Genomic DNA, 10,504 nt, shown 5'->3' on the forward strand with positions numbered 1-10,504 from the left:
AGCGCACCCTGTGCGACACGGCGTAGCCGTCGCGCACCGGGTGCGCTCCCACAGGGTTGGGTCCGCGATCAACTCAGCGAACGGGTACGTCCACCATCCACGGCAATGCTCACGCCATTGACGTACCCCGCAGCCGGCGTGCACAGGAAGGCGATTACTGCCGCCACTTCCGAAGCTTCACCGAATCGGCGCGCAGGCACCGTGGCGAGCATGCCCTGGGCCACCTCGTCTTCGCTGTTGCCGCTGCTGCGCACGCGCCCGGCAAGCACCTCGTCCAGGCGTGCCGTGCGGGTATAGCCCGGCAGCACGTTGTTGACGGTGATGCCGTCGACGGCCAGCTCGCCGGCCAATGTCTTGGCCCAGCCCGCCACCGCGGCGCGCACGGTATTGGACACGCCCAAGCCCACGATCGGTTCCTTCACCGAGGTGGAAATGACGTTGACGATGCGGCCGTAGCCGCTGGCCCGCATGCCCGGCAGCAGCGCCTGCACCAGCGTCTGGCCTGCCAGCAGGTGCTGGCGGAAGGCGTTCTCGAAGGCCTCGGCGGTAGCGCTGTGCGCCGGGCCGCCCGGTGGGCCGCCGGTGTTGTTGATCAGGATTTCGATCGGCTGGGCGGCCACGATATCCGCCAGCGCGTCGCGCAATGCATCGGTCTGCGTCATATCCACCGCAAACCAGCGATGCTGTTGGCCGTGTTTGCGCGGCAATGCATCCGTCGCGGCCTTCAGCGCATCGGCTGAGCGCGAGAGCAGGGTGACGCTGGCGCCCAGCTCGGCGAGTTCCACCGCGCTGGCGCGCCCGATGCCTTGCGAGGCGCCACACACCAGAGCATGTCGTCCACTCAAATCCAGCTGCATGGAATGCTCCTCTTGGGAGTGAGGGTTATCGCGCGGTCCATTGCACAGCGAGGGCGGCGAACCAGCACAGCCACGCGGCCCACAGACTGTAGCGCCAGACCAGGCGCCAGCGCGTGATGCCGTTGTCTTCCAGCGCCGGCAGCACCGGCGAGCGCAGCGCGAGCTGCAGACGCATCCACGTGCGCACGGCGTTGGTGGGCTTGCCGTCGGCTTCGGCGATGATCTTCCACTCGTTCGGATGACGGCGGCGCAGCAGCGAGGCGATCAGATACTGCGAGCTGAAATGCAGCAGGAAGCAGATGACGCCGGCGGAAAGGAGCGAGAGATAAAGCGGAAGCATGCCGAGTCCGTGGTGGGTGATGGTGGGCCGACCCGAACTCAGCCGTTGGTCGAGTTATTGGTTGCCGACGTAGCGTCAGTGTTGTTGGAGCCGCTCGACGTCGCAGGAGCCTTGGGCGCCTCGGACTTCTTGCTGTCGCTGCCGATGCCGGGCAGCGGAAGTGCCTCGCGCAGCGTGCTCAGCACGCCGTTGCCCTGTTCGGGCTTGGCGCAGATCGCGTTGTTCACGGCGTCCTGGTAAGTCTTGTCCATCATGCCGATCCACACGGTGCCGTCGGGCCCGTGCGGCACTTTGAAGGTGCCGGCCGCCGCCATCTTCACCGGTGCCTCCGCCGAGAATGCTGCCGGCGACTGCTCCCAGTAGGTGCTGCCCGATTGCTGCTTGGCCGAGCTGTACAGCACCAGATAGCGCGCACGCTTGTCGGTGATGTCCACGCTGCCGAACGCGCCGGTGGTGGCGTCCGTCCAGCCCATGTGTTCGCACAGGCTCACGTCCTTGCTGTCGATCGGCTGGAACGCTTCGTCCAGCACCACCAGCGTCGGCGCAAACAGATAGCTGGCGCGCAGCCAGCGGCCGTTCAATTCTGACTTCACCGCCACGCGGTACGGCAGCTGCGATTCGCGCGGCAGGCTGAAACTCAGGAAGTAGCTGCGGTCCCCATTGAGGTTGGCCACCATGCTGCCCGGTCCCAGCGCGAACTTCTTGGGCTGCCAGGGCAGGGCGTCCTGGTAGGAGAAGTCGGCAAAGGTCGTGCAGCAGGGCGTGGCCTGCTGCAGGGCTTGCTTCGCCTGATCCAGGCTGCCGTTGCCATTTTCGGGCGGGCGCAGATTGGGCGGCACCAGCGCTTTCACGCTATGGCAGCCGCTCGCCAGCACGGTGAGCGCGAACAGGGCGGTGGCAGTGATCAGTCGATAACGCATGAGGGATCTCAAAATTCGGCTGTACCCGCCGCACGCGGGAAGGGAATGGCATCGCGGATATTGGACAGGCCGCACACGTATACCAGCAGGCGCTCGAAGCCCAGGCCAAAGCCAGCGTGCGGCACCGTGCCATAGCGGCGCAGATCACGGTACCAGCCGTAGGTGGCCGGATCGAGACCGAATTGCGTCATGCGGCGGTCAAGGTAATCCAGGCGCTCTTCGCGCTGCGCACCGCCGATGATCTCGCCGATGCCCGGGGCCAGCACGTCCATCGCGGCGACGGTCTTGCCGTCGTCGTTGAGGCGCATGTAGAACGCCTTGATCTGCTCGGGGTAGTTCATCACCACCACCGGGCGACCGACGTGCTTCTCGGCGAGATAGCGCTCGTGCTCGGTCTGCAGGTCGATGCCCCAGGCGACCGGGAATTCGAATTTCTGCCCGGACTTCTTCAGGATTTCCACCGCCTCGGTGTAATCGATGCGTTCGAACGGTTCGGCAATAAAGGCTTCCAGACGGCTGATCGCATCGGGCTGCACGCGCTCGGCGAAGAACGCCATGTCGTCCTGACGCTCATCCAGCACGGCCTTGAAGATGGCCTTGAGGAAACCCTCGGCGCAGTCGGCGTTGGCGTTGAGGTCGGCGAAGGCGATTTCCGGCTCCACCATCCAGAACTCGGCCAGGTGGCGCGGCGTGTTGGAGTTCTCGGCGCGGAAGGTCGGGCCGAAGGTGTACACCTTGCTCATCGCCAGGCAGTAAGCCTCGACGTTGAGCTGGCCGGACACGGTCAGGAACGCTTCGCGGCCGAAGAAATCCTTGCGGAAATCGATCTTGCCATCCGGCGTGCGCGGCAGGTTGGCCAGGTCCAGCGTGGACAGGCGGAACATGTCGCCCGCACCTTCCGCGTCGGAGGTGGTGATGATCGGCGTATTAATCCAGAAGAAGCCCTGCTCGGTGAGCCAGCGGTGGATCGCCGTCATCATCGTGTGGCGCACGCGGGTCACGGCGCCGAACAGGTTGGTGCGCGGGCGCAGGTGCGCCACTTCGCGCAGGAATTCCATCGAGTGCTGCTTGGGCTGGATCGGGTAGGTTTCCGGATCGTCGACGAAACCGGTGACGATGACGTCCGTCGCCTGGATCTCGAAGCTCTGGCCCTTGCCCTGCGAAGCGACCAGGGTGCCGGTGACGATCACGCCCGCGCCGGCGGTGAGGTGCTTCACCTCGCTCTCGTAGTTGGACACTTCGCTGGTGACCACGGCCTGGATGGGGTCGAAGCAGGAGCCGTCGCTCACATTGACGAACGAGAGGCCCGCTTTGGAATCGCGCCGGGTGCGGACCCAGCCGCGCACGGTCACGGTGCTGCCGGCAGCGATGCTGCCGGAAAGAGCCTGCTTCACGCTCGATAGAATCGGGCTAACCGCCGTCATTGGATTGAAACTCCTGCTGAGTGCCGGCATATCGGCACGTAAGACGAACCTTGCATGATAATCTACGGATCGTTCAGGTTCGACCCTTAACGTCTGATTTCGGACAATCTCCCCTTCCGGTAGTCGCAACGCCCATGACCATCACCATCACGCCCGCCGCCAGCGAACGCATGCGCTCCTTCCTTGCCGGCACGCCCAGTGCCGCGGGTGTGCGCTTTGGCGTGAAGAAGACCGGCTGCTCCGGCTTCGGCTACGTGGTCGACCTGGCTCAAGTGGTGGGTGAGGGCGATGAGATGGTCGAGGTAGACGGCGTGAAGCTCATCGTCGACGGCAAGAGCATGCCCCTGATCGACGGCACCGTAATCGACTTCCAGCGCCAGGGCCTCAACGCGAGCTTCGTCTTTCACAACCCCAACGCAACCGGCGAATGCGGTTGCGGCGAGAGTTTCACCGTCGGCTGAGACACTGCGCGCGCAGGCAGATCGTCATCTGCTTGCCCCAAACCCCTGAAATCCCTTACACTTCCGCTTCTGTCCAGGCCGTCAAGGCATGGATGGAACCTTGCCTCACCGCATAGTGCGGGAGGCTGCCAGGCCTGAAAGGGCCGCATCCACAAGGAGTTACCACACGATGTCCCTGCGACATTACGAAGTCGTGTTTCTGGTCCACCCTGACCAGAGCGAACAGGTTCCGGCGATGATCGAGCGCTACAWGGCGCTGATCGAGACCGACGGCGGCAAGATCCACCGCCTGGAAGACTGGGGCCGCCGTCAGCTGGCGTATCCCATCGTGAACCTGGCCAAGGCTCACTACGTCATGCTCAACATCGAAGTGAGCCAGAACGCGCTGAACGAGCTCGAGTCGGGCTTCCGCTTCAACGACGCCGTGCTGCGCCACCTGGTGGTTCGCCGTGACGAAGCCGATACCGAGCAGTCCTTCATCCTGAAGTCCAAGGAAAAGGATGACGCCAAGTCCTCGCGTCGCCGCGATGACGATAGCGACGGTGACGAGCGTCCGGCACGCCGTGACCGCGAAGACCGCGACAACGATCGCGACAGCGACGACTGATCAGGAGCCAAGACATGTCTAAGTTCTTCCGCCGCCGCAAGTTCTGCCGCTTCACGGCCGAAAAAGTCAAAGAGATCGACTACAAGGATCTCAACACCCTGCGCCAGTACGTGACCGAGAACGGCAAGATCGTTCCCAGCCGCATCACCGGCACCAAGGCTCGCTACCAGCGTCAGCTGGCGACCGCTATCAAGCGCGCCCGCTTCCTGGCTCTGCTGCCGTACACGGATAACCACGACGTCTAAGTCGTGCGCTTTTAACTTCYTCTCCCCTCCGGGGAGAGGACTGATATGAGGGGCGGGTGCTCGCGATATAGCTGCTACGAAGCTCGCTTCGATTTAGCCATGCCGCAAGATTGGCCCCTCATCCCAGCCTTCTCCCCGCAGGGGAGAAGGAGTGAAAGACTCTTCGGACAACCGTCCAGGCTGCGCCGGGCCACACCGGTGCTAACGAAAAGGAATACCCATGGAACTGATTCTTCTCGAAAAAGTCCGCAACCTCGGCAACCTTGGCGACAAGGTCAGCGTGAAGCCGGGTTATGGCCGTAACTACCTGCTGCCGCAGGGCAAGGCCGTGCCGGTCAACGCCGCCAACCTCGAAGCTTTCGAGAAGCGCCGCGCCGAGTACGAAGCCAAGGCTGCCTCGCAGCTGTCCGGCGCCGAAGGCCGCAAGGCCAAGCTGGAAGGCGTGTCGGTGACCATCACCGCCAACGCCAGTCCGGAAGGCAAGCTGTACGGCTCGGTCGGTCCGCGCGAAATCTCCGAGGCCCTCGCGGCCGCCGGTCATGACGTGCACAAGGGCGAAGTGATCCAGGGCGAGGGCCCGATCCGCCACACCGGCGAGTTCGAGGTGGTGATCGCTCTGCATGCCGACGTGCAGACTCAGGTCAAGGTGATCGTGGTCGGCGAGAAGTAAGTCGCCCCGTCGCTTGCAAGTCCCAGACGGGCGCCTTCAAGGCGCCCGTCTGCTTTTCGGGGTTTGGTAAGCGGCTTATCCACAACGAACCACAGCTTATCCACAGAGTTATTGTCTCGTCGCCTGAGATGGCGCCGCGTATGCTCTGTACCCAGCACGCCGCCGGCAATGCAGCTAACCGCTGCGAGGAATCTCGATGTCCTTCGTTTCCGATCGTTCCGACCGCCCCGAGCGCCGCGGTCGTTCCGAGCGCAAACCTTTGTCCAGCATCGATGCACTGCGCGTACCGCCGAATTCGATCGACGCGGAACAAGCGGTGCTGGGCGGCCTCATGCTGTCGCCCGATTCGCTGGACAAGGTGGCCGACCGCCTCGCCGAGCAGGATTTCTACCGCAAGGACCATCGCCTGATCTGGCGCGCCATCACCGAGCTGGCGGGCAAGGGCATGCCGTGCGACGCGGTGACCCTGGGCGACTGGTTCGAGGCCAACGGCCTGGCCGACATGGTCGGTGGCGCCGCCTACCTGATCGAACTGGCCAACACCACGCCGAGTGCGGCGAACATTGCCGCCTACGCGGAAATCGTGCGCGAGAAGTCGGTGTTGCGCCAGCTGATCGACGCCGGCACCGGCATCACCGAGGACGGCTACCAGCCCGATGGCATGGGCGTGCAGGAGGTGCTGGAGCGCGCCGAGCAGGCCGTCTTCAAGATCGCCGAGTCCGGTGCGCGCGGCAAGAAAGACACCGTGTCGATGCGCGAGGCCGTGAAGGACGCCTTCCGCATCCTCTCCGAACGCTTCGAGAACAAGGGCCAGCTCACCGGCATCTCCACCGGCTTTTCGGATCTGGACGAACTCACCTCGGGTTTGCAGCCGTCCGACTTGATCATCGTCGCGGCGCGCCCTTCGATGGGCAAGACGGCATTCTCGGTGAATATCGCCGAAGCGGCGGCGATGCGCGGCAAGAAGGCCGTGGCCATCTTCTCGATGGAAATGTCGGCCTCGCAGTTGGCCTTCCGTATGATTTCCTCGGTCGGCCGCATCCACGCGCAGCACCTGCGCAATGGCGACCTGGCCGAGGAAGACTGGCCGCGCGTCACCAATGCGATTGCCTTGCTGTCCGAAGCGAAGATCTTCATCGATGACACGCCCGGTCTCTCGCCGGTCGAGCTGCGTTCGCGTTCGCGCCGACTGCATCGCGAGCACGGCGGCCTCGGACTGATCGTGATCGACTACCTGCAGCTGATGCAGGTGCCGGGCATGAAGGAAAACCGCGCGACCGAGATCTCGGAAATCTCGCGCTCGCTCAAGGGTCTCGCCAAGGAACTCAATTGCCCGGTGATTGCCCTGTCGCAGTTGAACCGCTCGCTGGAACAGCGTGCCGACAAGCGTCCGATGATGTCCGACCTGCGCGAATCAGGCGCTATCGAGCAGGACGCGGACGTGATCATGTTCATCTACCGCGACGAGTACTACAACAAGGAATCGCCCGACCGCGGACTGGCCGAAATCATCATCGGCAAGCAGCGTAACGGCCCCACCGACACGGTGAAGCTGACCTTCCTCGGTCACTACACCAAGTTCGAGAATTACGCGCCCGATTCTTTCGTAGGCGCATTCGAATAAGCGCCTCGTCCGACGTACAGGTCCCGTTTCGTTAAAGGAACGGCACCTGTACCGTCCCCGGCATATGCATCCAGTGCACATGAATCCCGTGCCGGATTCACATCCTGCGGTGCAACCTCGTCACCGGTTTCCCGGACGAGGCACAACACATGTCGCTTATCCTCCTACTCATCGTCGTGTTGCTTCTGCTTGGCGCGCTGCCGACCTGGCCGTATAGCCGCGGATGGGGTTATGGCCCGAGCGGCGGACTGGGGTTGATCGTGATCATCCTGATCGTGCTCCTGGTCCTGGGCGTCTTGTGAGGGCGATGCCATGAACCGAATCATCATTCCTGCGCTTCTCGTCGCCGCATCGCTGGCACTCGCCGGCTGTGGCAGCAGCACTCGCGTAGTGCAGAACAACGAGACCTGCGGCAAGCAGATGACCGACCTGCAGGATGCGCTGGCATCCGGTGCGATGACCCAGCACGAGTACGACAAGGCACGTCGTGTCGCCGTGGAGCGTTGCCAGTCGCGCGACAATCACTGAACACCATGTTGGGTGGTGTGGCTACTGGTGAGGGTAGCCGTTGCCCGGGGATTGCCACGGGGGCGCCCCGGGAGTGCCGGACCGGCAGGCTAGGTTGGGCGCATCGGGCCGGATGGCCGGACAGGACTGGTAAGCTTCCAGTCCTGCTCCAGGCCCTCCGGCCCAACTTTTCCCACTCCTCACCGTGCCCGGTCGGGCGCAAAGCCAGGCATGAGTCGCACTACCGTCGCCACCATCCATCTGGGCGCCTTGCGCCACAACCTCGCCCGCATCAAGCAGATGTCCGCGCCGGCCAAGGTCATGGCGGTGGTCAAGGCGGATGCGTACGGGCATGGCCTGGAGCGCGTCGCGCGTGCGCTCGATGGCGAGGCGGATGCCTTTGCGGTAGCGGCCCTGGGTGATGGTTTGCGCCTTCGCGCGGCAGGACATCGCCAGCGCATCGTGGTGCTCTCCGGTCCGGATCACGCCAGCGACATCGCCGAGATGCAGCGCCTGAATCTCGATGCCGCGATCCATCACGAAGAACAATTGCGCTGGCTGAAGGAAGCTTCGCCATCGCGTGGTCCGCTGCGCGTCTGGCTGAAAGTGGACAGCGGCATGCATCGCCTGGGCTTTGCGCCGGAAACCGTCGCCTTCGTCCACGCACAGCTGGCCGCCATGCCCGGCATCGATCCGGAGATCGGCCTGCTGACTCACTTCGCCGAATCGGAAGTGTTCGACGGCATCGAAACGCCCGCGCAAATCCGTCGTTTCAATGACGCCACCCGCGGGTTGAGCGGGCCGCGCTCCTTGTCCAATTCCGCAGCAGTGCTGGGCTGGACCGAAGCGCGCGGCGACTGGGTGCGTACCGGCGGCCTGCTCTATGGCCTTTCCGTCGTGGATGGCAAAACCGGCGCCGATTTCGGCTTCCGTCCGGCCATGACGCTGAGCACGCGGCTGATCGCGATCAATCGCATCGGCAAAGGCGAGCACATCGGCTACAACGGCACCTGGACCTGCCCCGAAGACATGCCCGTGGGTGTGGCCGCAGTGGGATACGGCGACGGTTATCCACGCAGTGCGGTGGCCGGTACGCCGGTGCGGGTGGGCGATCGCCAGGTGCCCTTGATCGGTCGCGTATCGATGGACCTGATCACCCTGGATCTGCGCGACGCGCCGCACGCCAAAGTGGGCGACCGCGTGACGCTGTGGGGTCCGGAGCTGCCGGTGGAAATCATCGCCGCACAAGCGGGCACGATCTCCTATGACCTCACCTGCGGCATGACCAAGCGCGTGTTGTTCGTGGAAGACGAAGCCTGAGCGGGCGCAAGGCGCTCAATCCACGCAGACCGAATGTCTCGCGGTATGCGATGCCGGCCCGCTAAGCTGGGTCATTCGCCCGCACCTCCGATCAGGAATCCAAGCATGGCCAAAGCCAAGACCGCCTATGTCTGCACCGACTGCGGGGCGGAGCATTCCAAATGGCAGGGCCAGTGCGTGGACTGCGGCGTGTGGAATACGCTGAGCGAAATTGTGGTGCATCCTGCCGTGAAATCCGCCGGCGCCGCGCGCAGCACCACCGGCTACGCAGGCGCGGCGGCCGGTTCGCCCAAGGTGACGCCGCTGACGGCGGTGGCGCTGGATGCGGAAATGCGCACGCTCACCGGCATTGGCGAGCTGGACCGCGTATTGGGCGGTGGCCTGGTGGATGGTTCAGTCGTGCTGATCGGCGGCGATCCGGGCATCGGCAAATCGACCTTGCTGTTGCAGATGCTGGGGACGCTGGGCGCGCGGATTCCCAGCGTCTACGTGACGGGTGAGGAATCACTCGGCCAGGTCGCCTCTCGTGCGCAGCGACTCGATCTCCCGCTGGCGCCGCTGCATGCGCTGGCGGAAACCTGTATCGAGCGGATCATCGAACAGGCCCTGAGCACCCGCCCGCGCGTGCTGGTGATCGACTCCATCCAGACGATCTGGACGGAACTGCTCACCGCGGCGCCCGGTTCCGTCAGCCAGGTACGCGAATCGGCGGCCAAGCTCACGCGCTTCGCCAAGGAAACCGGCACATCGGTATTCCTGGTCGGACACGTGACGAAAGAGGGCGGCATCGCCGGTCCTCGCGTGCTCGAACACATGGTGGATGCCGTGCTTTATTTCGAAGGCGAATCCGGCAGCCGCTTCCGCGTGCTGCGCGCCTTCAAGAACCGCTTCGGTGCGGTGAACGAGCTGGGTGTGTTCGCGATGTCGGAAAAAGGCTTGCGCGAAGTACCCAATCCGTCGGCGATTTTCCTCTCTGCCCACAGCGGCCCGACCTCGGGCAGCGCTGTGATGGTGACGCGCGAAGGCACGCGTCCCTTGCTGGTCGAAGTGCAGGCGCTGGTGGACCAGTCCTCGCTGGGCAATCCGCGCCGCGTTGCGCTGGGCCTGGAGCAAAACCGTCTCGCCATGTTGCTGGCGGTATTGCATCGCCACGGCGGCGTGGCGGCGTATGATCAGGACGTCTTCGTCAACGTGGTCGGCGGCATCCGCGTGCAGGAAACCGCTGCCGATTTGCCGGTGCTGCTGGCCGTGCTCTCGTCACTGCGCGATCGACCGTTACCGGAGAAGACCGTCGCGTTCGGCGAGGTGGGTTTGTCCGGAGAGATCCGGCCGGTGCCCAATGGCGATGAGCGCTTGAAGGAAGCAGCGCATCATGGGTTTCAGAAGGCCATCGTGCCGAAGGCGAATGCGCCGAAGAAGTCGAAAGTCGGGGACATGGAAATTGTCCCAGTGGAACGCCTGTCGGAAGCCATCGACGCCTGCCGCTGAGCCCGCGAGCCGCAGCGGCCGTACTTTGTGGGAGCGCACCC

The 10,504-nt window shown here is 64.2% G+C and carries 13 protein-coding genes; 9 read left to right on the forward strand and 4 right to left on the reverse strand.

The features are described from left to right. Positions 1-68: 68 nt before the first annotated feature. From AC1DMG_RS16190 to asnS, 4 genes are read right to left on the reverse strand one after another with little or no spacing between them, the layout of a single operon-like run. The gene (locus AC1DMG_RS16190; protein WP_441604335.1) at positions 69-857 is read right to left on the reverse strand and encodes an SDR family oxidoreductase; all 789 of its coding nucleotides are present in this window, start codon (positions 855-857) and stop codon (positions 69-71) included. 25 nt (positions 858-882) lie between these two features. Further along, on the reverse strand, positions 883-1,197 hold the full coding sequence (locus AC1DMG_RS16195; RefSeq protein ID WP_441604334.1) for a hypothetical protein: 315 nt from the start codon (positions 1,195-1,197) through the stop codon (positions 883-885). Positions 1,198-1,235: 38 nt separating this feature from the next. Beyond that, on the reverse strand, positions 1,236-2,117 hold the full coding sequence (locus AC1DMG_RS16200; RefSeq protein WP_441604333.1) for a MalM family protein: 882 nt from the start codon (positions 2,115-2,117) through the stop codon (positions 1,236-1,238). A gap of 8 nt (positions 2,118-2,125) precedes the next feature. Beyond that, positions 2,126-3,541, reverse strand: coding sequence for an asparagine--tRNA ligase (gene asnS, locus AC1DMG_RS16205; RefSeq protein WP_441604332.1), 1,416 nt, complete (start codon positions 3,539-3,541; stop codon positions 2,126-2,128). A 134-nt stretch (positions 3,542-3,675) separates the two neighbouring features. Between asnS and AC1DMG_RS16210 the strand changes: the two genes are divergently transcribed. The 9 genes from AC1DMG_RS16210 (at position 3,676) to radA (ending at position 10,463) form a co-directional block, all read left to right on the forward strand. Further along, on the forward strand, positions 3,676-4,002 hold the full coding sequence (locus AC1DMG_RS16210) for a HesB/IscA family protein (RefSeq protein ID WP_441604331.1): 327 nt from the start codon (positions 3,676-3,678) through the stop codon (positions 4,000-4,002). A gap of 169 nt (positions 4,003-4,171) precedes the next feature. After that, on the forward strand, positions 4,172-4,609 hold the full coding sequence (gene rpsF, locus AC1DMG_RS16215; protein WP_477180763.1) for a 30S ribosomal protein S6: 438 nt from the start codon (positions 4,172-4,174) through the stop codon (positions 4,607-4,609). Between the two features lie 14 nt (positions 4,610-4,623). Beyond that, complete coding sequence (gene rpsR, locus AC1DMG_RS16220) at positions 4,624-4,854, forward strand: 30S ribosomal protein S18 (protein ID WP_017462785.1); 231 nt, start codon at positions 4,624-4,626, stop codon at positions 4,852-4,854. 220 nt (positions 4,855-5,074) lie between these two features. After that, positions 5,075-5,524, forward strand: a complete 450-nt coding sequence (rplI, locus tag AC1DMG_RS16225) for a 50S ribosomal protein L9 (RefSeq protein WP_441604330.1) — start codon at positions 5,075-5,077, stop codon at positions 5,522-5,524. 196 nt (positions 5,525-5,720) lie between these two features. Beyond that, complete coding sequence (locus tag AC1DMG_RS16230) at positions 5,721-7,148, forward strand: replicative DNA helicase (RefSeq protein WP_441604329.1); 1,428 nt, start codon at positions 5,721-5,723, stop codon at positions 7,146-7,148. A 149-nt stretch (positions 7,149-7,297) separates the two neighbouring features. After that, positions 7,298-7,450 (forward strand): DUF3309 family protein, encoded by a 153-nt coding sequence (locus tag AC1DMG_RS16235; RefSeq protein ID WP_121878546.1) that lies wholly within the window; start codon positions 7,298-7,300, stop codon positions 7,448-7,450. 10 nt (positions 7,451-7,460) lie between these two features. After that, positions 7,461-7,676 (forward strand): hypothetical protein, encoded by a 216-nt coding sequence (locus AC1DMG_RS16240; RefSeq protein ID WP_441604328.1) that lies wholly within the window; start codon positions 7,461-7,463, stop codon positions 7,674-7,676. Positions 7,677-7,886: 210 nt separating this feature from the next. Further along, entirely contained in the window at positions 7,887-8,975 is a 1,089-nt protein-coding gene (gene alr, locus AC1DMG_RS16245; protein ID WP_441604327.1) for an alanine racemase, read from the forward strand. Between the two features lie 105 nt (positions 8,976-9,080). Further along, positions 9,081-10,463 (forward strand): DNA repair protein RadA, encoded by a 1,383-nt coding sequence (gene radA / locus AC1DMG_RS16250; RefSeq protein ID WP_477178058.1) that lies wholly within the window; start codon positions 9,081-9,083, stop codon positions 10,461-10,463. Positions 10,464-10,504: the final 41 nt, after the last annotated feature.

Source organism: Dyella sp. 01N36, assembly GCF_056399745.1.